Source organism: Natranaeroarchaeum aerophilus, assembly GCF_023638055.1.
GTDB lineage: Archaea > Halobacteriota > Halobacteria > Halobacteriales > Natronoarchaeaceae > Natranaeroarchaeum > Natranaeroarchaeum aerophilum.
The window spans coordinates 128,124-150,893 of record NZ_JAKRVY010000005.1 but is presented as its reverse complement, the minus strand read 5'-3'; the positions used below and the strand labels follow the sequence as shown (position 1 = coordinate 150,893).

Annotated in this window: 19 protein-coding genes, 1 tRNA gene and 1 pseudogene; 7 read left to right on the top strand and 14 right to left on the bottom strand. The window is 61.2% G+C overall.

Features of this window, described 5'->3' with window-relative positions:
* Window positions 1-15: 15 nt before the first annotated feature.
* Window positions 16-495 carry a DUF456 domain-containing protein gene (locus tag AArcSt11_RS10570; protein ID WP_250596930.1) on the top strand — a complete coding sequence of 160 codons (480 nt, stop codon included), beginning with the start codon at window positions 16-18 and terminating at the stop codon, window positions 493-495.
* 40 nt (window positions 496-535) lie between these two features.
* On the top strand, window positions 536-1,564 hold the full coding sequence (gene rtcA / locus AArcSt11_RS10565; RefSeq protein WP_250596929.1) for an RNA 3'-terminal phosphate cyclase: 1,029 nt from the start codon (window positions 536-538) through the stop codon (window positions 1,562-1,564).
* Between the two features lie 19 nt (window positions 1,565-1,583).
* Here rtcA and AArcSt11_RS10560 read toward each other — a convergent pair whose 3' ends face one another.
* Together AArcSt11_RS10560 and nasA are read right to left on the bottom strand one after the other, a co-directional pair.
* Window positions 1,584-2,939 (bottom strand): MFS transporter, encoded by a 1,356-nt coding sequence (locus AArcSt11_RS10560; RefSeq protein WP_250596928.1) that lies wholly within the window; start codon window positions 2,937-2,939, stop codon window positions 1,584-1,586.
* A gap of 209 nt (window positions 2,940-3,148) precedes the next feature.
* A complete protein-coding gene (nasA, locus tag AArcSt11_RS10555; protein ID WP_250596927.1) occupies window positions 3,149-5,203 on the bottom strand; it encodes an assimilatory nitrate reductase NasA in 2,055 nt (684 codons plus the stop codon).
* Between the two features lie 508 nt (window positions 5,204-5,711).
* On the opposite strand from nasA, the gene AArcSt11_RS10550 reads away from it, so the two are divergent.
* From AArcSt11_RS10550 to AArcSt11_RS10535, 4 genes are all read left to right on the top strand, one after another.
* Window positions 5,712-7,469 (top strand): nitrite/sulfite reductase, encoded by a 1,758-nt coding sequence (locus AArcSt11_RS10550; protein ID WP_250596926.1) that lies wholly within the window; start codon window positions 5,712-5,714, stop codon window positions 7,467-7,469.
* Window positions 7,470-7,641: 172 nt separating this feature from the next.
* Window positions 7,642-8,607: an acetamidase/formamidase family protein gene (locus AArcSt11_RS10545; protein ID WP_250596924.1), complete on the top strand. Its 966-nt coding sequence runs from the start codon at window positions 7,642-7,644 to the stop codon at window positions 8,605-8,607.
* A gap of 136 nt (window positions 8,608-8,743) precedes the next feature.
* Entirely contained in the window at window positions 8,744-9,850 is a 1,107-nt protein-coding gene (locus AArcSt11_RS10540; protein ID WP_250596923.1) for a helix-turn-helix domain-containing protein, read from the top strand.
* Window positions 9,851-9,891: 41 nt separating this feature from the next.
* Window positions 9,892-10,215 (top strand): HalOD1 output domain-containing protein, encoded by a 324-nt coding sequence (locus AArcSt11_RS10535; RefSeq protein ID WP_250596921.1) that lies wholly within the window; start codon window positions 9,892-9,894, stop codon window positions 10,213-10,215.
* A 519-nt stretch (window positions 10,216-10,734) separates the two neighbouring features.
* Here AArcSt11_RS10535 and AArcSt11_RS10530 read toward each other — a convergent pair.
* From AArcSt11_RS10530 to AArcSt11_RS10515, 4 genes and pseudogenes are all read right to left on the bottom strand, one after another.
* The gene (locus AArcSt11_RS10530; protein ID WP_250596919.1) at window positions 10,735-11,094 is read right to left on the bottom strand and encodes a hypothetical protein; all 360 of its coding nucleotides are present in this window, start codon (window positions 11,092-11,094) and stop codon (window positions 10,735-10,737) included.
* A 178-nt stretch (window positions 11,095-11,272) separates the two neighbouring features.
* Window positions 11,273-11,661: pseudogene (locus tag AArcSt11_RS10525) on the bottom strand (PIN domain-containing protein).
* Complete coding sequence (locus AArcSt11_RS10520) at window positions 11,658-11,810, bottom strand: hypothetical protein (RefSeq protein ID WP_238478685.1); 153 nt, start codon at window positions 11,808-11,810, stop codon at window positions 11,658-11,660. The pseudogene AArcSt11_RS10525 and the gene AArcSt11_RS10520 overlap by 4 nt, the downstream one beginning before the upstream one ends.
* A 313-nt stretch (window positions 11,811-12,123) precedes the next feature.
* A tRNA-Pro gene (locus AArcSt11_RS10515) sits at window positions 12,124-12,194 on the bottom strand.
* A gap of 137 nt (window positions 12,195-12,331) precedes the next feature.
* Here AArcSt11_RS10515 and AArcSt11_RS10510 point away from each other — a divergent pair.
* Complete coding sequence (locus AArcSt11_RS10510; protein WP_250596915.1) at window positions 12,332-14,719, top strand: disk-shape morphogenesis protein volactin; 2,388 nt, start codon at window positions 12,332-12,334, stop codon at window positions 14,717-14,719.
* 4 nt (window positions 14,720-14,723) lie between these two features.
* Here the strand turns inward: AArcSt11_RS10510 and AArcSt11_RS17250 are convergent, their stop codons facing one another.
* From AArcSt11_RS17250 to AArcSt11_RS10475, 8 genes are all read right to left on the bottom strand, one after another.
* Complete coding sequence (locus AArcSt11_RS17250) at window positions 14,724-14,858, bottom strand: zinc-ribbon domain-containing protein (protein WP_353617754.1); 135 nt, start codon at window positions 14,856-14,858, stop codon at window positions 14,724-14,726.
* A gap of 143 nt (window positions 14,859-15,001) precedes the next feature.
* Window positions 15,002-15,532: a 50S ribosomal protein L16 gene (locus tag AArcSt11_RS10505; protein ID WP_250596913.1), complete on the bottom strand. Its 531-nt coding sequence runs from the start codon at window positions 15,530-15,532 to the stop codon at window positions 15,002-15,004.
* A gap of 60 nt (window positions 15,533-15,592) precedes the next feature.
* Window positions 15,593-16,318 carry a guanosine phosphorylase gene (locus AArcSt11_RS10500; protein WP_250596912.1) on the bottom strand — a complete coding sequence of 242 codons (726 nt, stop codon included), beginning with the start codon at window positions 16,316-16,318 and terminating at the stop codon, window positions 15,593-15,595.
* Window positions 16,319-16,386: 68 nt separating this feature from the next.
* Window positions 16,387-16,842: a hypothetical protein gene (locus AArcSt11_RS10495; RefSeq protein WP_250596910.1), complete on the bottom strand. Its 456-nt coding sequence runs from the start codon at window positions 16,840-16,842 to the stop codon at window positions 16,387-16,389.
* 42 nt (window positions 16,843-16,884) lie between these two features.
* On the bottom strand, window positions 16,885-17,775 hold the full coding sequence (locus AArcSt11_RS10490; RefSeq protein WP_250596908.1) for an ATP-dependent ribose-1-phosphate kinase: 891 nt from the start codon (window positions 17,773-17,775) through the stop codon (window positions 16,885-16,887).
* A 291-nt stretch (window positions 17,776-18,066) separates the two neighbouring features.
* A complete protein-coding gene (locus tag AArcSt11_RS10485; protein WP_250596906.1) occupies window positions 18,067-19,032 on the bottom strand; it encodes an aldo/keto reductase in 966 nt (321 codons plus the stop codon).
* Between the two features lie 53 nt (window positions 19,033-19,085).
* Window positions 19,086-21,290: a PAS domain-containing protein gene (locus AArcSt11_RS10480; RefSeq protein ID WP_250596904.1), complete on the bottom strand. Its 2,205-nt coding sequence runs from the start codon at window positions 21,288-21,290 to the stop codon at window positions 19,086-19,088.
* Complete coding sequence (locus tag AArcSt11_RS10475; protein WP_250596903.1) at window positions 21,280-22,731, bottom strand: ATPase domain-containing protein; 1,452 nt, start codon at window positions 22,729-22,731, stop codon at window positions 21,280-21,282. Before AArcSt11_RS10475 ends, AArcSt11_RS10480 begins: the two co-directional genes overlap by 11 nt.
* Window positions 22,732-22,770 lie beyond the last annotated feature (39 nt).

Here is a 22,770-nt window from a genome sequence, read left to right as displayed (position 1 = left end):
CGGCTAACGGATCGTATGGTTGACCTCGCCTTCGCCCTCGCCGTCACCCTGTTGATTGCGGGCATCATCGGCAGCGTCGTCCCGATGATCCCCGGTCCCTTTCTCTCGATCCTGGGGGTTGTCGGCTACTGGTGGTCGACGGGCTACGCTGAACCCTCGACGCTCGCCCTCGTTGGGCTGATCGTCGTCGCGCTGCTGGCCTTTGTTGTCGAGTTCGTCGCGAGTGCGCTTTCGGCCCGAGCAGGCGGCGCGTCATGGCGGGTTACGGGAATCGCCGGTGTTGCAGGCGTTGCACTGCTTTTTGTCACTGGGCCGTTGCTGATGATCGTCGGTGTGAGTCTGCTGGTCTTCCTGCTCGAACTACGTCGCCACGACGACGTCTCACGGGGGGTGAAGGCGGCGACGTACACGACGATCGGGATCTTCGGGTCGTCGATCGCACAGGTACTGTTGACGTTTCTGGTACTCCTCGGATTCGTCCTCTCTGTCGCCTGATTTTCCCCTCCCTTATTTTGTTGGCACTCGTACGCCCGATATGATCGATATCGACGGGAGCCGTGGCGGAGGGCAGATCGTTCGCTCGTCGATCACTCTCTCGATCCTTACTGACACGCCGATCCGAATCGAAGATGTCCGGGGGGATCGTCCGAATCCCGGTCTGAAACACCAGCATTGCAGTGCGGTCGAGCTCGCTGCGGAGATCGCTGCTGCCGACGTCACGGGGGTGGAGCTCGGCGCAACAGGGATAGCGTTCGATCCCGGACGAGTTTCGGGTGGCGACTACGAGACGATGATCGGGACGGCCGGGAGCATCACGCTCGTGTTCGACACGGTACTGCCGCTCGCTACCGTGATCGACGAGCCGCTCTCGGTCACGGTTGGCGGCGGAACCGACGTGAAGTGGTCGCCGCCGCTCGATTACTACCGGCGGGTGAAACTTCCGTTCCTCCGTCGGTATGGATTGCAGGCAGCTATCGACCCGGCTCGGCGCGGATTCTATCCCGCAGGCGGCGGGAGAGCACGGCTCCGTACTGCGCCGTCAACGCTTGCACCGATCCGGGCGACCAATCGGGGTGAGCGCCGTCACATTCGGATCTACTCGGTCGCCTCCGAGCACCTTGACGACGCCGACGTGGCACCGCGACAGGCAAAGACAGTGAGCGAGGCGCTTCCTGCGGACGCGTCGGTTGCCGAGCGCGTCTCGACGGTTGCGGCCGCGGATTCGCCGGGATCAGCAACCGTCATCGCTGCGGCGTACGAGAATGGATGCGCAGGGTTCACAGCGTTCGGCGAGCGCGGAAAACCCGCAGAGGAGGTCGGCTCGGACGCCGTGGCTGCACTTCGGGAGTTCGAGCGAAGCGACGCTGCTGTTGGCGAACACCTCGCGGATCAGTTACTGCTCCCGATGGCCATCGCGGGCGGCAGTATTACGATTCCGCAGACGACCGATCACGTCAAATCGAGCGTTGAACTGCTAGAGCGGTTCGGGATCGAGTGTCGAGTAGACGACGCCGGCGAAGCGACGACAGTCCGTATCGATGACCCGATTTCGGGACAAAAATAAAACGAATTCGCGTCGTTGATCAGTCGTCCGAAGGGATCTCCTTCGGAGAGCGCGGGTCAGTACTGACGAGGAAGCCAGCCTCGTTGGCGACTTCTGAGATCCTGGGCTGGAACACCCACGCAGTCAGTCCGATGATCGGGATCATCGACGCGCCGACGATGGCGTAGCCGACGTGGTAGTTCGGGAGGAACGCTGCCGAGAAGGCAAGTGGGTAGACGACCCCGCCTACAGTACCGACGCCGCCGACGATTCCCGCAACGGACCCCGAGTTGTTCGGGAACATCGCGGGCACCTGTGCGAAGATCGCCCCCTCGGAGAAAGCACATCCCATCCCGACGAAAAAGCCCGCAACGACGGCGATGTAGATGTTTCCAGTGAGCCCTGCGAGAGTCATCCCAAACATCGTCAGCATGACGAAGACAAGCGTCGTCAACGTCCACTGGTTGCGGTACTCGCCCTCGAACCAGGGGAGGATGTCCACCTCTTTGCGTGCGACGAGGTCGCTGACGTAGCCGCCGATGGGTCTGAGCAATCCGGCAGCGATCGAGAACGTCGCCGCGAACGTCGCCGCGATAACGATGTCTCCCTGGCCGAACGCCTCGCGGTAGTAGGTACCGAGCCAGCCGTTCATTGCCAGTTCAAGACCAAAGGTCATGATGTATGCGACCGAGAGTACAACCGCGCCGTAGCGGGTCGCAATGAACTTCCACTGGTCCCAGCTGATTCCGGCTCTGGTCGCCTCGCGTTTTTCCTTTGACTTTGCGGCGTCCCCGAACACATAGTAGACGATTCCGAGCACGATAGCGAGCACGCCAGTATAAAAGAAGGCGGCGCGCCAGTTCGAGGACGTCGCGAGAAACGCCGAGCCGAAGATCGGGTCAGTGTACCCCTCCCCGAAGATCCGTGGGAGCGTGAAGTACGCGCCCAGGCCAGCCCCGGCGTTGCCGACACCGGCGAAAATCCCCTCTGCAGTCCCGAGATTCTCCTCTTCGAACCACTCGGCGACGTGCTGGATACCGATTACGAAGGTGATCCCGGCCAGCGAGGCGATGATCCGCGAGACCGTGAACACCTCGTAGCTCTGTGCGAACGCGCTGATGATCGCGAACGTTCCCACGGTCACGAGCGTAACGCTTGCGGTCACGTCCGCGCCGAACCTGTCAGTTAGCGGGCCGATGATGATCCGGCCAAGCGGGACGGCGACGATTGCAGCGCTCGCGACGATGCCCAGATCCGCCACTGAGAGATCGAACTCCTGGGCAATCTCTCCCGTGAACGGGGCAAAGGAGAACCAGATGACGAACCCGAGGTTGAACATCGCCGTCGCCAGTAGCAGGTTCCGGTACTTACCGTACAGTAACGACGTGAGTTTCATACACTATCACCCTCGCGTAGGCAGCTTGCTGCTCCCTCGTTGGCGTGTGATTTTCCGGTCAGGATCCGTTCGGTATGAGCCTTCCGACTCTCGGGTTGACTTCCTGGCTTCCAGAGAGCGACAGGTAAACTCCTGTCCCGAGCTGTCGAACATACCCGTGGGCAGAGAAATAGGCAAACTGCCCTCAAAGACGAATCCGATACGGACTCTCAGTTGTCAGCTGGTGCACGCAATCTAACAGCACACTGTTTGAAGTTCGGTTCGTCGGACTCCGGATCGACGGTCGGGAGCGTGAGCGTATTGACCGCCGGATGGTGGATCGGCAGCCAGATCACGCCCTCCGGGATGCCCTCGTCCGGCTGGACCGAGACTGTCACTGACGCCCGGCGCGAGGCGACAACAGTCTCCCCGCGCTCGAAGGCCTCGCTGTGGCTCATCGTCGTCTCCGGATGGATCCGCGCGACCGGTAGGTCTGTGGTCTCCTCGCCACGGGTTCGGACGCCGGTGTTGTATGCGTCGGGCTCTCGGCCGGTGGTCAGTGTCAGGGGATACTGTTCGTCGGCCGGCTCTGCAAGCCCACCGTGCATACCGGTAGAGAACTGTGCCCGCCCCGAGTCGGTCGGGAACCTCCAGCCGTCCTCGGAATAGTACCGATAGCCGCCCTGCGAATCGGTCCCGGGAGCGGGCCAGCGAACAGCCAACTCGGACTCCAGACGCTCGTACGTGATCCCGGAAAGATCCGCGGGAGTGTCCGCCGTCAGCTCTCGAAACTCCTCGTACGCCGATTCCGGTTCGAGAACCGGTCGCTCGAACAGGTCGTCGTCGAGCCGGTGGCCGATGGTCGCGATGATATCGATGTCCTGCCGCACTTTCGGGGGTGTTTCGGTCGCTGCTCGAACCCGCGAGACGGTCCGCTCCATGTTGGTGACGGTCCCCTCCGACTCTCCCCACGTCGCCGCTGGAAGGACGACATCTGCGAGTTCTGCGGTCTCGGTCATGAACGCGTCCTGGACGACGAGGAACGTGTCGGAGAGCGTCTCGTTGACCCGGTCGGCATCGGGCATCCCCGCAACGGGGTTCGTCGCCACCGTCCAGCAGGCCTCCGGACCGTCCTCGGCCAGTGCGTCGACGATGCCGACCGGCCCGGGACCCGGATCATCCGGCAGCCGGTCGACGGGTACGCCCCACGTCTCGGCGACCGTTTCCCGGTGTTCCGGCGCGTCGAATGGACGGTGGCCCGGCCACGTCCCCTTCGAGGAACAGAGTCGGGTCCCCATCGAGTTGGCCTGTCCGGTCAGTGAGAATGGACCGCTCCCCGGGCGGAGATTACCGGTTGCCAGACAGAGGTCGATGAGCGCCCGTGCCGTGGCGGTTCCCTGCACGCTCTGGTTGATCCCCATCCCCCAGTAGACGAGTGTCGGATCCTCGAACGCCGCCGCGACGCGCTCGACCGTCTCGACCGAGACGCCTGCGGTGGCCGCAGCGCTCTCCACGGGAGGTAGTTCCTCGCGCAATCTGTCGAAGCCAACCGTCGCCGACTCGATGAACGATTCGTCGATCGCGTCGTCCTCGACGAGCTGGGCGAGGATGGCCCGGGCAAAGGCAAGGTCCGTCCCGGGCTCCAGCTGGACGTGCTCGTCAGCGTCGTCGACAGTTTCGCTCGCAACAGGATCGACGACGATCATCTGGCTGTCGTCGTCCGCAGCGCTATCGGCGATCCAGCGGTACATTACCGGATGGGCCGCGGCCGGGTTCGCTCCCCAGACGAGGTGTGTCTTCGCTTCGGGAATGTCATCGTAGGTCGGCGGGGGCGCATCGCTCCCGAACGCCTGATAGTAGGCTGTGACCGCCGAGGCCATACACAGCGTCGTATTGGCGTCGTAGTACCGCGTTCCGAAGCCGCCCCGGGCCAGTTTCCCCAGGGCGTAGGCCGCCTCGTTGGTCTGTTGGCCGCTCCCGAGAACGGCGATACCGTCCGGATTGGTATCGAGCGCGGCGCGGAACCGCTCGACGACCACGCCGAGTGCTGTATCCCAGCTGGTCGGGACGAGTTCGTCGTCTTTCCGAATTAGCGGCCGAGTTAACCACTCTCCATCCGGGTTCGCGGTTTCGTTGACCCCACGTTGACAGGCAAGACCATTATTAACCGGATGACTGGCATCCCCACGGACCGTATCCAGTCCGTACCCTTTATCTACCCCTCGTTGCAGATGTCCACAGCCGACCGCACACCGCATACAGGTGGTCGGTATCCAGCGACTCATCGTCTATCTTGCTCGTCGAGATGAGTACTCCTGCCCACGTTGCTACTCGTACTACCCCTGACGTCCCGATCCGCGATCGCATCGGCGTCCCGACGTATGATCCTCCTCATTACTGTACTGGTCTTGCACGAATATGCGGAACTGATGGGGATAACTGTTCCGATGAGTGCATTATTTAAAAAATATCAGCTATTCTTCGAAATAACGTGCGCGTTCGTTCACACGCGTATTTGGTGAGGTCTGAACAAATGTTACAGTTCTACCACGAGTTCCCGATTGTCGAGTAATTCGCGACTCTTTCTTGTGCATTTAAATTTCGTCTTCGATTGGTTGGAATATGTGGCAGATACCAGCGGATGTTGTCGGACGCGTTCCTCCAACCAATATTTTTGAATTTGTTAAACAGCCAACTTTTTATTCCCGTATGCAAATCAAAACCCATGTCAACAGCACATTCGTTCAGTAGTTTGGGAGAATCATTACAGTTGGAACATCGGGGCGTCCGCTGATGGTTCACAAAAAAGAGAAGTTCAAAGACGAACTGTACAGCGACGAGGTTCGCGAGAAACTGATCGAGTTCGCCGAGGAGGGGTTCGAATCGATCCCCCAGGACGAGCGCGAGGCGTGGTTCTCCCGGTTCAAGTTCTGTGGCGTCTTCCACCAGCGCTCCGGGCAGGAGAGCTACTTCATGATGCGGCTCACCAACTGCAACGGCCGCCTCGAACCGGGACAGCTCCGCGCGATCGGAGAGGTCGCGAGGGACTACGCGAAGGGCCCCGTCTCGAATCCGGAGTACGGCAACGGCTGGATCGATCTGACGACCCGCCAGTCGATCCAGCTCCACTGGATCAAGCTCGAAGATATCCCGGAGATCTGGGAGAAACTGGAGTCGGTCGGCGTTACATCCCGGTCGGCAGGTGGAGACACCATGCGAAACATCACCGGTAGCCCCGTCGCGGGCAAGGAACAAAACGAGGTCGTCGACACGCTGGCCCTGCTCGACCGGTTTCAGGAGGAGATCCGCGGGGACAATGCGCTCTGTAATATGCCCCGAAAGTTCAACATCAGCATCTCCGGGACACCGGACGGGAGCGCACAGGACTCGATCAACGACATCGGGCTGGAACCCGCCGAAAAGGAGATCGATGGTGAGGATGTCATCGGGTTCAACGTCCGCGTTGGCGGTGGACTCGGTGGTCACGAGCCCCGGGTCGCCCGACCGCTCGACGTGTTCGTTACCGAGGACGAAGCCTTCGACGTTGTCCGTGGGTTCGTCGAACTCTACCACGAACACGGGGATCGGGAGGTCCGCTCGAAGAACCGCACACGGTTTTTCGTCGACGAGCACGGAACCGACTGGATCCGCGACCTGCTCGAAGCGGAGTACGTCGACTTCGAGTTGCGGACTGCGGGCGAGGACATGCGCGAGGAGTACACGTACAACGCCGGTCGTCCTGCCGAGGACGGCAACCACGACTACCTCGGAGTCCACGAACAGAACGACGGGGACTACTACGTCGGTATCAACGTCGCCGTGGGGCGACTCGTGGCCGAGGAAGCCATCGAACTCGCAGACCTCGCCGACGAATACGGTTCCGGCGAGGTTCGGCTGACCCGTCGCCAGAATCCCATTATCGTCGACGTTGACGCCGACCGCGTCAACGAACTGCTCTACGAGCCACTGCTGGAAACACACAAGCCCGAACCCAACCCGTTCGTCCGCGGCGGGATGGCCTGTACGGGCACCGAGTTCTGCTCGCTGGCCCTCGTCGAGACCAAGGCCCGGATGGCGGTGATGCTCCGGTGGCTTCGGGACAACGTCGAACTGCCCGAGGACGTAACACAGCTGAAGATGCATTTTTCCGGCTGCACGGCAGACTGCGGGCACGCAAACACCGCCGATATCGGCCTGCTCGGCATGCGTGCACGCAAGGACGGCGAAATGGTCGAAGCGGTCGACCTCGGCGTCGGCGGCGGCATCGGCGAGAACCCATCGTTTGTCGAGTACATCAGACAGCGGATCCCCGCCGACGAGGCCCCCGGCGCGATCAAGAATCTGGTCGAAGCGTTCGCAGCCCATCGGGAGCCCGGACAGACCTTCCGCCAGTGGGTCGACGCCACGGGATCGGAAGCGCTCATCGAACTCAGCGAGCCCGAAGAGACGACCTACGAAGATCCGTGTCTGACCGACGCCAAGCAGTCCTGGTATCCGTTTGCCGACGAGGACGCCGAGGGTGCACGGGGTGCTGCATCCGCGGATGACTGATCCGACCCGTGACGGGGCTGGCACTGCTACCTCGTCCGAGAGGCCGCCCCAGTCGGCGACGAACGAACACGTCTCGGCCGACGTCGCCCCCGAGCTATTCCTGTAGTCGACTGCACCATCAGTTCAATTATTCAACTAGTGTATTTACTGTTGGTCGGCGTAGTGCTGCCATATGGACGAGGACGACAGGACTACCGATCATCGCATCACACCCGAGGAAGACGGCGTTCATCACTCGTGGAACAACGAGATTTCTCCCGTTTGTACGATCGAACCCGGGGAAGTCGTCGAATTTTCGTGTCGTGATGCGACGAACGGACAGATTGACGCCGACTCGACGGTCGCCGATCTCGCCGGGCTGGATATCGAACAGGTTCACGCGCTGACCGGGCCGGTGGCTATACAGGGGGCTGCCCCCGGCGACGTGCTGACCATCGAGATTCTCGACATCTCCCATCAGGGCTGGGGCTACACCCTCGTTCTCCCAGGGGAGATGGAACACGGTTTGCTGGCCGAGGAGTTCCCCGAGCCGATGCTCCACATCTGGAACCTCGACGACGGCGTCGCCCGGTTCGTCGACGGTATCGAGGTGCCGATCGACCCGTTTCCGGGAATCCTCGGCGTCGCTCCGGCCGAGTCGGGATCGTTCGAGACGTTTCCCCCGCTGCCCACGGGTGGTAACATCGACATCAAACACCTCACTCCGGGGTCGACCGCGTACCTCCCTGTCGACGTCGAGGACGCCCTGTTCAGCATCGGCGACTGTCACGCCGCACAGGGCGATGGCGAGGTCTGTGGGACTGGCATCGAAGCACCGATGTCGGTTACCTGTCGATTCGACGTCGAGACCGGGCGATCGACCGACGCGCCACAGTTCGAGACCGACGGGCCGTTTACGCCGAGTGGGCGTGACGAACGGATGTTCGGGACCACGGGTGTCGGCGACGACCTGTACACCGCGAGTGCCGACGCGGTTCGCGCGATGGTGGAACATCTTCACGAAGAGCGGGGCCTCGCGCGCGAGCAGGCGTACGTACTCTGCTCTGCAGCCGTCGACCTGAAAATCAACCAGATCGTTAATGCGCCGAACTGGACGGTTTCGGCGTACCTCCCGGAGCGAGTGTTCCAGACAGAGTGATCACAGGGCCGGTCGGGCCAGAACCTGTCGACAGCCCTCCCGGTCGACCGCTTTGCAACCCCGGTGAAACGCACTTGTACAGCGAACTCGTACCGCGATGTATCCGCACACAAGCGCGGATGGCCAGGATATCCGTATGACTGACACGCCACAGAACGCGTCTTTCGACGACGCCGCACTCCCTGCTGACCTCGCTCGCCAGGTATTCCTCGCGAGCCCAATCGGCCTCGCAGTGATCGAACGGAGCGGCGAAGTCGTGTTCGCAAACGACCGCGCAACGCAGATACTCAACACCGCGCGGGGAGATCTGGTCGGTCGGACGTACCATTCCCCGGACTGGGAGATCTATCAGGGCGGCGGGCCAGTTTCGGCTGACAACCATCCAGTTACGCGCGTATTTGAGACCGGTGACCCGGAATACGGCTACGAACATCGAATTGGACGTCCCGACGGGTCACAGCGCTGGATTACACACAACGCGACCCCGCTGCTGGAGGATGGAGCGGTCGAGTACGTTCTCGTCGCATTCGAGGACATCACGGAGCTGAAACGCCGGGAGGAGCGGCTCAGCAGCCAGCACATGCAACGCGTCGAGTTCAGAGCCAGCCGGTCGGCAGTGCCGCCGTCACTCCGGGTCGAACGCGGCGAGCACCAGTTCGAGGTCGAATCAATCGTCTCGCTGCCCGACGGTGCGACGGTTCAGTACATGGGCACGTCGGATCTGCCGGCAAGTGACTTCGTCACTGCCGTCGAGGAAGTGCCTCATTACGTCGACGTTCGTCTACTCAGTACGATCGACGGCTACAGTCGCATCGAGGCGCGTGCGGAGTCCGCGACGGTCGCGGAAGTCTTCCAGTCGCTCGGGGGACGGCCCCTGGATATCGTGGTGATGAGAGACGAGGTCCGATTTTCGGGAGTGCTTCCCGGAGATGTCGACCATCGGCTGGCAGCGGACGGCATTGCGGAGTTTCACCCGGACATCGAACTCGTCTCGGAGGAGCTCGTCTACTCGCCACATCTGCTGTATGACATTGTTGAGGCTGCCCTCACCGACCGCCAGCTTGCAACCCTCGATGCGGCGTACTTTAGCGGGTACTTCGACTCGCCACGAACCAGCACCGGAAAAGAACTTGCAGAGCGCTTCGGCGTCACCCGGCAGACGTTCAATCAACACCTCCGAAAAGCCCAGCAGGAGGTCTTCCGACATCTCTTCGAGAAGTCCGCCACTGGTGAAACTGACTAGTCAGTCTCTGTCCTTATTCCGGTCGGTCCTGTAGCGTTTCCATGAGCAACAAAATGATTCGCTCGGAATCCAAACCCACACGATCCGACGACACCCTGAATCAGACGACCATACCGTTCGACGAGACCGGGGACCCGGAGAGCGATATTGTTCTCACTATCGTCGAGCACGTTGCCGACCTCACCGACGTGGATGTCACGGAGTTACCCCCGCTATACGACAGCGTCAACCCCGGAGCGCTGGCCGATCTAATGGCTTCGCCACAATCCAGTGATAGCTCTGTCGACGTTTCGTTCCGATATCAGGGCTGTCGGATCACGGTCTCAAGCGCAGGGACAGTTACGATAGAAGAGCCGTTGCAGTGAATCGAAGGGCACGAGCGGATCCTCGAATATTTTGAGAGAAAAAGAACTAGCGAGTGGCACCGCTCTTCGACTTGTACTCGAGCAGTGTCACAGCCCGGACCCCCGACAGCGGTTCAAGCACTCTTTTCGTCGAAACTGGAGATGTCGCTCAGCGGGATTCGGCCGTCAAGTGTGCCATCAAACGATTCGCAAGTGGTTCGATTTGCCCTGCTGCTCGAAACAGCTGGTGGGTAGATATCCGTACACAATGTGACATTGTGACATTATTTACAACGTCACATCCATGCCGCGGCAGGGACTGACCCCCTGGGCGAGTTGTGCCTCCGCCGAGGGCCATCCTCTCGAAACCACTCGGCATGCTCTCTGGCACGATGTGGACTATTCGTTCGATCGTGCACTCCTCGGAAATCACCGCCCTTTCAGGTGGCCTGACAGCGCCTCGGCCACCCCAACCGGGCCAGCGCACGCCACCGCAGCCGCGTGGCGGGCTGAACGATCCAAACCCGTTCTGGTGGTCAGTCACTCCTGTTCGGAGTCTCTACGAGAAAGATACCGTTTCGCACCCAGAGCACCGCCGATTGCAGTTATTGCAGCACCGAGTCCGAATCCGGGCATCTGGTCCTGTGAGTTGTCGTCGGAGTCGTTCCCGTTCTCATCTGGACCATCGTCGTCCCCGTTCGGATCGTCGCCGCTCCCGTTGCCGTTCGCACCAGTTTCGCACTCTTCTCGTTGCTCTTCCATCACCGCCATCCACTCATCGTACCGATCCTCGGGGACGTCGAAACTCTCGCGGTACTCGTCGATAAATACGATCTCAGCGCTGTAACCAGCGGGTAGACGGTGGTCAAACCAGGGTAATCCGACGTTTTTCGGCGGCACGCGTGGCCGGTCTCGTCGCTATGCAAACTGGATCCCTGACGGGGTCCGACGTGAGGATGGTATCGACCTGATCGACGCAGTGCTGGCTCCGCTGTTCGTGCTGGCGACGTCCAGCACGGCAGCGGGGATTATCGCGGGACGGATCAGTCGAAGATTGCGATCAGCGACATCTTCTAACTCATACCACGTCTTGTGGTCGCTTTGCTCCGTGTTCGAGAAGTTCGCTATCGAACGTAATCAGTGTCGCATCGACGGCGTCCGCAGCTGCGATAAGAAGTGCATCCATCGGGTACAGTAGCGTCTCGGACTGGAGACGGTTTGCATCCATCACGTCGGAGGAATCGAGAAACGAGATGGTAGCACGGGAGGTGATGCGGTTTTCTATCTGCTCAATTCGCTCGCGCTCGAACTGCTTTTTCTTCGTCAGTACGCTCCGGAGTTCCATGAGGCTCAGAACGGATACAAAGATGTCATCGAACTCGTCGAGTAGTTCGTTGCCTGCTCGGATCGATCAGTGTCGTCAGTGACGGCTGCGACGAGAATGTTCGTATCGAGGAAGAGCTTCATAGCCGCTCGCGGACATCTCGAACCGCCTCGACAGAGTCAGTCTCAACATCAACAGCCAGCTCGCTCAGTGCCGTTCCGAGCGGGACATCGGTATCGTCCTCCGGATCCTCGGCAAGGAATTCGGCGAAATCGTCGGTGGTGAGGCTCATACATACTGCTTGCTCTGGAGTCTGCAAAAGCTTGGTGGTGATACCGACATCCGCGGTCTCCGGGGAGTGGGTCGCTTCGATCGTGCTGGGTTGGTTCATGATCGTGGTGGTCCGGGCGACCGTTCGGAACGATCACCGCTGGAGAGCCACCAATGAACCGGAGTGAACGAGCGAACCACTTCGGCACGATCTGCGAGAAGCGAATGGCCAAGAAGCGCCGATTCTCGCTGTCACTCGTCGGCTGCGACTTGCGTGCTCAATTCTCGTCGACATCCACAGTACTGTCGCTCACGTTTTTGTTCGCGACAGAATATGGGACCGCCGAGAATTGAACTCGGGTCCTACGGACCCCATCCGCAGAGGATACCACTACCCCACGGTCCCAGTGCATTCGGACTGAGGAGAGTTCGAGTGTTAAGGGCTTCGTTTCGACGCGACCGCAGGACGCGGTGGTGGTCGCGTGTGGTGAGCCACCGACCGGCACAACACCCATAATGGCCCCCTGAGAACCACGGACACGAATGACGATCGGACTCGATATCGACGACCGCTTCACCACAGTCGCACGGGACGGCGTCGAACCGACGACCGAGCGAACGAACTTCGTCGAACTACCGGACGATGAGATGGTGCTCGATATGCTGTCAAGCGGGGAGGTCGAGTACGTCGAACGTGATGGGACGGTGTATGCAGTCGGCAACGGTGCGACCGACTTCGCGGGGATGTTCGACGCACCAGTCGAGTCACTGCTACGGGGTGGCGTCCTCACCGGTGAGCGCGACGTCGACGCCGTGCTGGCCGAGCTACTGATCGAGCAGGTCCTTGGAGCGGCCGAGGAGGAAGAACGGGCAGTGTTCGCCGCGCCGTCCGAACCGGTCGACAGGGACGTCGACATGCTGTTTCACCGGCGGACGATCGACAGTCGACTCGGGTCGCTTGGCTACGAATCGGAGTCGGTCACGCGCGGCGTCGCCGCAGGCTACGCGGGCTTTGGTACCGACGCGCCGACCGGAGTGGCGGTGGTGCTTGGCACCGGGACGAGCGAAGTCTGTCTGCTGGACGATGGGCGGCCAGTCGCTCAGTTCGGCCTGGGCCGCGGCGGCAACTGGATCGACAAACAGGTCGCCGATGCGACGGATCGTGATCCGAGCACGGTCGCCGACGAACGCGAGACGTACGATCTCACGACCGGAGACGGCGACGTTCTCGGGATGTACTACGAGAACCTCCTCTCGTACGTCGTAGACGCGGTGCTCGAACACACCGAGATCGACGGTGCGGTGCTGCCGGTCGTTGTCGCAGGTTCGGCGGCCCGGCCAGCGGGTATCGGCGAGACGCTTGACGAACTTCTCACCGGGGCAGATCTGTCGTTCGAGATCGAGGAGCTCCGCGTCCTCGAGGACCCAATCACTGCGGTCGCCCGCGGGGCGCGCCTCGCTCCGGATGTCGAGCGTTCGTCCGTGGAAACGGCCACTGCAGTCGAGTCGGGGAGTGCCAGCGAGGCGGCAACAACTTCTTCGGGCCAGGCGTCCAGCGATTCGGGAGGCGACAGATCGGACAGCCCCCCAGGCGAGAACGCCGTACCACCCGACCGCACCACGACAGTCGAAGCCCTCGACGAACGCATCACGGACCTCCGCGAGCGCGTCGACGCACAGGCCGACCAGACCGCGATGTCTGATCTCGGCGAGGCGGTCGATGGACTCGATGCCCGGCTTGCCGAGATCGAAGATGCGGAGCTCGCATCGCTGTCTTCGGAGCTGAATGCGGTAGCCGACGATGTCGAGCAGCTTCGAGAGCGCCACGACGACCTCGCGGAACGACAGCATTCGCTCGACAGTCGACTCGAGGACACACCCGACAGCGACCTCGAGGAAACCGTCGCCGAGCTCGACGACGCGCTGTCGGCGCTTCGCGAGGAGTTCGACGGGAGCCGCTCACGAATCGAAGCACTCGAAACCGATGTGACCGAGCCTGCAGACGAACTCCTCGATCGGATCGACGATATCGAAGCGACGCTCGACTCACGGGAGGACCTGCAGTCGGAGGTAGCGGCCCTCGATCAGTCGCTTGTAACTACTGGAGATGACCTCGACAGCGCCGTTGAGCGGATCGAAGACCTCGAAACGCACCTTGACGACGTCGAAGCGCGAGCGGATACCGCGATCGAGCGGACCGACGGGGTCGTCTCGCGGCTCGACGACGTCGAAGCCGACACCGAAACTGTACGCGAACGGGTTTCGGAGACTGAGTCCCGGATCGAGCGCATCGAGCAGGAAGCGTCTTCGACCGACGATCGCGTCGACGACCTCAACGAGACGGTCGACGAACAGGCTGGACGGATTGGGGCAGTGGAGTTGTCGAACGAAGCGATCGACGAGCGCGTCGAGTCGATCGAAGGGGCAGTCGCGACCGTCGATGATCTGTCCGACTCCCTCGAAGACGCTGGCGAACGGCTCGACTCGCTCCAGTCCTCACTTGCAGACGCGGACCGGCGGATCGCGGAGCTGGAGACGATCAACGAGCGCGTCGATGAACTGGAGGGCACACTCGATCGCGTTGCGGAGCTGGAAAGCACGGGTGACCGTGTCGAGGAACTGGAGGGCACACTCAACGAGATGGAAACACGATACGATGACGACGTCGATGCGCTTCGTTCTGACCTGAACAAGTTGCAGTCACAGGTCGAGTCGGTGATCGACGTAGATGACGGCCCGAGCGATGACGAGGTCCGTGAGATCGCTAGCGACGTCGCTCGCGAGCACGTGCTCGCGCCTGCTCTCGGAGGTGCCGGGACGTTCGGTCTGCTCGCCGCTGGCGGGGCGGCCGTCGCTGACGCGCTCGTGCTGGCAGGCGTGTTTGCAGCACTGGCGATCGTTTGTTTCGGCGCTTTCGTGAGATCCCGGTGACTGCTCACAGGTCGTAGGTCACGAGATCACTGCTTCCGCATTCGGGACAGGTTAGATCGGTCGGATCAAGCGTCGTGCCGCACTGTCGGCACTCACAGAACAGAGTATGTTCCCGAGTTGTGCGCAACGTCCCAACCATTCGGCCAAGCATCGACATCTATTGTCACGTGTTTCCAACACATGATCACCCACCGATTAGTTATGCGATTGATTACGCGAGGGATAGCTCTGTAAGGGAGCGGTTACTGATACTGTTTCGCACAAAAAACCGGCCGACCGATCTCAGGAGACGAGTTCCTCTTCGCCGCGCTCGACGACGATGCGACACGGCGGCGAGAGCTTGTTGTAGGATCGCCGGAAGGCCTCTTTGACCTCGGCAGCCTGGTCGACGTCACACCAGGCGGTGAAGATGCGGTCGCCTTCGGGAATCCGGGCGGCGGTGCCGACGATCTTGCCGAAGGACTGGCGCATCCCGTCGGAGACACGGTCGGCCCCGGCACCGGTTGCCTGCTTGTTCTCCCGCAGGACCTGATGGGGGAACTTGCGCAGGGTCATCTTGTAGTTGCCCTCGCCGAACTCCTTGATGAGGTGGCGATTCGCCGACAGGCGGGCGCTTTCGAGCGCGCCGTGGCGCAACTGGACGGCTTCCTCGGTGACCAGACTGATCTGGACGGGGTAGTCGTCGGGATCGGCCTGCAGGTCGCCCATCTGATGCTGGGCGATCTTCGAGCCGGGAATTCCTCCCATATACTCGCGGCGCGTGTAGGAGGGCTTGTCTATCTGCCGATACATAGAGGCGGGTTTCTCGGACATGGTTGTTACGGCAACGAACGGCCAGTGCAGCCATAAGGGCTTCGATACCCGGAGAGCGGTCTACAGCGACGTCGCGGCGTCGAGCGAAATCGTGATCGCGCGCTCGACGTTGTTTTTCGCTTTCTCGGGGAGTTCGTCGTCGTCGGTCTCGCCCTTCTGTGTACCCTCAACGAGGTTACCGTCGACAGTACAGATCGCCCCCGCGGAGAGTCCTTTCCGTCGGGCGAGGGTAAAGATCGCAGCAGCCTCCATCTCGACGGCGAGGACGCCCGCCGACTCCCACGCCTCGACGTACTCCTCGGTCTCGGCGTAGAATGCGTCGTCCGTGGCGACGGGGCCGATGTGGACATCCTCGTCGTTCGCTTCCGCGCCGTCAACGAGTGCCGAGAGAACGTCGTACTCGGGGACTGCTGGCACAGTTTCCGATTCGTAGCGCCCGGTCGTTCCCTCGTCTTTGGCCGCGCCGGTGGCGACGACCATGTCGCCGATCTCGATGCCGGACTGGAGTGCACCAGTCGTCCCGACGCGGATGAACGTCTCGACGCCGACTGCGGCGAGCTCCTCGACGGCAATTGCGGCAGAGGGCGAGCCAATCCCGGTCGAACAGATGGTCACGGCTGTACCGCCGTACTCGGCGTTGACGAGTTTGTACTCGCGGTTTTCCGCAACAGTTTCGGAGTTTTCACACTGGCCTGCAATTCGATCGACACGGCCCGGATCGCCCGGAAGGAGCGCGATCTCGTTCAGGTCGCCCGGTTCGACGAGCAAGTGGGGCTGTTTTGCCATACCGGTTGTTCGTCAACGGCCGTCAAAAAACGCGCGCTATCGCGGTGGGTGTGAGTATACGACCTCACTCACACGCCGAGTGCGAGCGACGGGACGAGGACCATCAGTACCAGCCCGTAGAGGAACGCGGTCGAGAGCAGCTGGATCTTCAGCAGGCGGGCACGACGAAGTTCGAGGTCCGCGTCGGGCAACGCCAGTCGGGTAAACAGGAAGTACGCCACTGACGTGACAGTCGCTGCAGCCGCAACGGACGGAATCAGCCACGCGATCCCGGTTGCGGCGACAAGCAGGTATGCGACGCCGAAGACCACGCCAAGAACTCCTGTCGCAAGAACGTATGCAGACAGTGCCTGTAGCAGGGAGACCTCCTCGATCGACCAGCCACGTCGCCGCGCTGCCAGCACGTAGGCGGGTGTCAGTCCCTCACTCATGAAGTACAGCAGCGGCAACAGCGCTACGGCAGCAATAAGTGCGCCAGCTATCGAGAGCCAGAGCGTCATAAAGGGTGCACCGAGTCCGAGCATATTCCTAACAGGGACAGGGGATACTAAACTCGTCCGAAGTCCTCACTCATCCACAGATCCAGTCTCACGATGGAGTAGCTGTTCGATTGCTTCCTGCGTCGGGGTCGTTCTGGCCCCCTGCTGCTCTGCCGCGAGCGCACCGCAGGCGTTCCCGACAGCCAGGCATCGCTCGATATCGTCGCCGTCGAGCCATTCTGTGAGAAATCCGGCGGCAAACGCGTCTCCCGCGCCGCTCGTGTCGATTGAATCGATACCGAACCCCGCGTGGTGGTACTCCTCCTCTCCCGCGATGGCCAGAGCCCCCTCGCTTCCCTGTTTGACGACGAGCGTACAGTCCGCCCGTAGTTCCGGCTCCAGTTCGCCCACAACACTGGCCTCGCGGTCGTTACAGAACACCAGATCGGCAAGCGAGAGCGCACCCGAAAAGTCACGGTGGGGAAGCCGCCGACCGGGATCGAAGCTTACGGTTCCACCACTGGAACGCGCGAGTTCGGCGAGTCGACGCGCCGTTGCGGGGCGCTGACTCGTCAGGTGAAGGTGATCGACCCCGTCGAGCCGGCCGGGATCAATGTCGTCCGGCCGTACCGCCTCGTTACAGCCGTCGTTGCCCAGCACCGCCACGGTGCCATCCGCGGCGATCAGGAGATACTTGACTGCCGTCGTTCCCCCCTCGATCTCCCGGAGTGCGGATAGATCAAGTCCGCGCTGGGCGAGTTCGTCACGAACCCGCTGACCGTTCTCGTCATCGCCGACGCTTCCGAGGACTCCTGCCTCGACGTCGAGACTCGACAGCGCGACCGCCGTGTTCGCGGCGCTACCCCCACCGCCGCTCGACTGGGCGCTGATCCGGGCCTCACCGTCCGGCTCCGGTAACTCGTCGAGTCGGAGCGTCACATCCCAGTTGACGTGGCCAGCACTCAGTACTCGGGTCATAGATCATCGTGGTTGTGGGGGCTGTTCATATACACACAGTATGACTGCGACGAGAAAGAATTACGGCATGTTCGATGTCGTGATTCTCCCGGAGTTCCTGCAGAAACTGCTGTGTTAATCGGGTTGTATCGTCGTGCAACGCCTTGGGGTTAAGCCCCGAGCCGATTCACGCTGGTTGCGACGATTCGAGTCATCGATCAGGAGCCGCTATACACGCGGCTCTCAATCAGCTATACGAGCAACGCAACTGGATCAACAATCTCCCACGCAAAAGCGTTGAACACTACCCCCTCAGTCGCGCCACGGGAAGATCCCCATCTGCTCGACGGAATCGAGCCGACGACGCTCGTCGGCCGTGAACTCGACATCAAGTGCAGCGAGGTTCTGATCGAGTTGTTCTTGCGTACTAACGCCGATTATCGGTACGGTGGGCTGGTCGCGGCCAAGCAGCCACGCAAGAACGATCTGGTTGCCGTTCAAATCCTTTTCATCGGCAATATCGTCGACGATATCGCGCTTGACCCGATTCTCGGTGTTGACGTAGCCCTCGGGAACTCCGCGGTCTTCACGGCCGTAACAGCCGCCCAGGGTCGGTGAGTACGGCAGAACAGTGAGATCGTCGTGGGCGGCATAGGAGAGTAACTCGTCGGTTCCGCTTACCTGTCCACCGAAATCAGCGCCGCGGTTCGGGGTGTAGTACGAAAAGCGTGGCTGGACACACTGGTAGGGTGTCAGCCCCTGTTCCTCGGCGATCCGGTTCGCTCGCGCCAGTCGCCAGCCGAGGAAGTTGCTCGCCCCCAGATGTCGGACGTGACCGGCGTCGATGGCTCGCTGGAACGCTCGCATCGTCGCCTCCTGTGGCGTATCGAAGTCATCGACGTGGGCGTACAGGAGGTCGATCTGATCGATCCCGAGCCGGTCGAGACTGCCAGCGATCTCCTGCTCGACGATCTCGGGCGCAAGGCTCTGGGACGTCTCGCCGTAGTTGAAGCCGAGTTTCGTCGCGATGGTCATCTCCTCGCGGACGCCGCGCTCGTCCAGCCAGTCACCGAGCAGCGGTTCGCTCTGTGGCTCGTCGTACCCCTTGATCCACGTCGCGTAGTTGTTTGCGGTGTCGAGAAACCGCCCCCCGGCTTCGTAGTATCGATCGAGTAGCTCGAACGACGTTTCGCGGTCGACCTCGGTGCCGAAAATCATCGGGCCGAGACAGATCGAACTGACTTCTTCGCCGGTCGTCCCAAGTGGTGTGGTCCGCATACAGGCACTCCGTACAGGCCCGGCTTAAGAGTTTCATAATTCGCAACCGGCAGTCACTCTACGGCAGGGAGGCTGATCGTGACGACGCTCCCGCGAGGCTCTCTGTTCTCGACACTGACGGAGCCACCGGACCGCCTGAGGATCCAGTAGACGAGCCACAATCCGAGCCCGCTACCGTGGTACAGATCCTCCGTCGCCTTCCCGGTCTCCAGCACGTCACGATCCATCGCCGGGATCCCCGGTCCGTCGTCTTCGATGTGGATCAGGATCCGCTCTCCCTCGTGCTCGACGCACACCTCAACGGTTGGCTCCTCCTGATCGCTGTGGAAGACTGCGTTCTCGATCAGCTCGGTGATCGCCGAATTGAGCTGTTCCGTCGCGGCGGCGGTGGCAGGCCGTTCGATGTCCAGATCGATCCGTGCACTCGGATACGATTCGGCGACCGATGCCGCTGCCGTCTCGACGACCTCGTCGACCGCCGTTTCCCGGACGGACACGGTTTTGCTCAGGCTCTCGGTGATCGCACGCGACTTCTGGCTAGTCGTGAGTAGCTCGTCACACCACTCGACGATTGCCGCTGCCATCTCGGCCACATCCTCGTCGCCAGCGGAACTGATGCGTTCGGCCTGCCCTCGGACGAGCTGGAGGCTGTTCCGCAGGTTGTGTCGCAGGATCTGATCGACGACCCGCAGCTGTGTGGTCTTCTCTTCGTTTTCAGTTACGTCTCTGAGCACGCCGACGACGCCGATCACTTCGCCATCTTCCCCTCGAAGCGGATGATAGCGTACGTCCAGCACTCGTTCTCCTCGTGAGGGATGGTGTCTGACCGTTCTGTACTGTACGGTCTCGCCATCTAGAGTCCGTTCGATCGAATCGACGATCGTGGCGTACTCCTCATCATCGAACAGTTCCGACAGTGAGTGGCTGGATACCTCTGCAGCGGACAGCCCGTGATACTCGCGATACTGCGGGTTTGCAAAGAGATACTCGCCGTCGAGGTCGACCGCGGCGATCAGGTCGTTTGCCTCTGTGATCGCACGCTTGTACTGTCGGAGCGTCCGTTCGCGCTGTTTCAGATCCGTCACATTACGACAGATCGCGACTGTCCCGGCGAGGTTTCCGTCCGGATCGTAGTAGGGGAACCGCTTCGTGCTAAAGGTCGGCTCTCGACCGGTTCTCGGGAATGTGGGCGAAAGCTCGTACTGGACTGGCGTTTCCGTCTCGAGTACCTCGGATTTTTTCGCTTCGATTGTCGCGGCAGTGGCCTCGTCCATGAATTTCGTTTCGTCGTTACGCAGTAGTGCTGTTTTCGAGAGCCCGGCGTACTCGGCCACAGCCTCATTTAGTAACTTGAACCTCCCCTCGCAATCTTGCATCATGATCGGATCGTCGAGCCGCTCGATGATTGCGGCGGATCGACCGAGCTCCCGTCGGAGCTCTTTCTGTTCGGTCACGTCCGCCTGTACGCTCACGAAGGCGACCGGCTCACCCCCTTTCACGATTGGGGCGATCGTCTGATAGGCTGTGTATGTGCTCCCGTCTTTCCGCTCGTTGACGATCTCTTCTTCCCACACGTCGCCATCGAGGATCGTATTCCACATACTCTCGATGTAGGCTTCGGAGGTCGTCTCGGAGTGGAAGAGTTCCGGCGTGGCACCGATTGCCTCGTCGACACTATAGCCTGTGACCTCCTCGAACGCCGGGTTCACGTACTCGATTTCGCCCGACAAGTTCGTGATGTACACCGCGTGCCCGGACGCCTCGACGGCCTCCCTGAACCGTCGAAGGGCGTTTGCCTGTGCCTGTACAGTCAGCGACTGGTTGCGGAGCCGTAACATGGCCTGCACCCGCCAGCCGAGTTCCGCCTGTTTGATCGGCAGCGAAACGATCTCGTCGACCGTCGTCTGGAACACGTTCTCGGCGATCTCTCCGCCGTCCACGTCGATGACGTCCAGTCGGCGGTCGGGAAGCAAGAGGAGCACTGGAAGTAATACCGGGTTCGCAGCCGACTTGAGCCGCCGCAGGCTCTCCTCGTTTCGCTGCAGCGCCCGATGGTCGACGATGCAGAGATCGAACTCGGCGTCCTCGAGCGTGACATCCGGCTCCACAGCCCGGTACTCATCGTGCTCGTCGAGCCACTGCCGCAGCACTCGTTCGTTCCCGCTATCGGCCAGCAGTGGGTAGATCAGCGGTGGCGACGTATCCTGCAGACCTGTCGCTAGCCCCGTCCACTCGGGAGGTTGCTGATCAGCCGTCATCGTCCCAGTCCGGCGTTCCGGTCAGGATCCCACGCATGCCCGACAGCGGCTCACCGACGGAAATACCGTCCTCGGAGATCATCAGTTCCTGGATCGTTGGCGCGCAGTCGCTGGCTCGCATCTTCAAGACACCGATCACTTTCCGAAGTTCGCTGTCGTGTTCCACGTGCCGGAGAACGATAATGTTGTCCGCTAGGTGACTCAGTTGCTGTTCAGTCGCCCGGAACGATCCGGTGATCTGGTGGACTTCGTTAGAGATAATCGCGGTGACACCCATATTTCGGAGATAGCGACCGATCCTGACGAGCTGTTCGGTACCGTCGTCGTCAACCCCACCAAGGGACCGGGCGAATCCGGTAACACCGTCGATCATGACGACTTCCGTGTCCCCCTCCGTGACGTGGGTCTCGAGCTGCGACGTGAACTCATCGACCGTGAGCTCGTCGGGATCGACCGATTCGATACGGAGCAGTCCTTCTTCCACCATCTCACGGGCTGGGATGCCGATCTCGTCGGCCCGTGTGAGCATCGTCTTGCGCGCTTCCTCGAAGCTATAGAGCACTGCCCGTCGGTCCCCCCTCGCTGCGGCGGTGAGGAACTGCAGGCCGAGTGTCGTCTTTCCGACCCCTGTGGGACCGCTCAAGAACGTAACTGTCCCAGTCGTGAGACCTCCGTTTATCAAGCCATCGAGCCCGTCAACGCCCGAGGCAAGTCGACCAAGGGGAGCGTCGCGACCGTGATCGGCCGGTGCTAGCCGCGGCCAGACGTGCATTCCGGTGCCGGTGATCGTGACTGTGTGAGGTCCCCGTTCCGATCCGGAGCCACGAAGCTTCGGCACCTGTAGTCGGCGTCGACCATTCTCCGTGTGGAGGTTGATAACCGCGTCGGCGAGAAACTGTAGGTCATCGTCCGCAACAGAGGGCGCGGCCTGCGAGGTGAGCAGGACGGTTGCGCCCTCCGATTTGAGCAGATCGAGCAGGCTCAAAATCTGTGTCCGAAACTGGTGTTCCTCCGAGGAGAGATATTTGAGTTCGGTTACCGGATCGACGACGACACGATCGGGCGATACTGACTCGACTTCACTGCGGAGTGTATCTATCAGCGCTGGCTGTTCGACTTCGCTCGACAAAAAGAGGTCGTAGGATTCCGACTTCCGGAACTGATCCGCAGACGGGGACAGGTCGAGGAACGTTACCGTGTCAAGATCCAGGCCGAAAGCCGCTGCAGTCTGCCGGAGATACTCCTTTGGCTCGCCCAGATTGATATAGAGTGTGTCTTCTCCGCCCGCGACGCCTTCCGCGAGAAAGTGCAGCCCAAAAATCGTCTTTCCTGCTCCCGGCGAACCCCGGACTAGCGTCGACGAGTTGGATACGAAGCCGCCGTGCAACACATCGTCCGCACCATCGATCCCAGTGCTCACGCGCGGCGTTTCGGTAGTCATTACTATGGAATAGGTTAGTACCAGCATAAATCTGTTCGA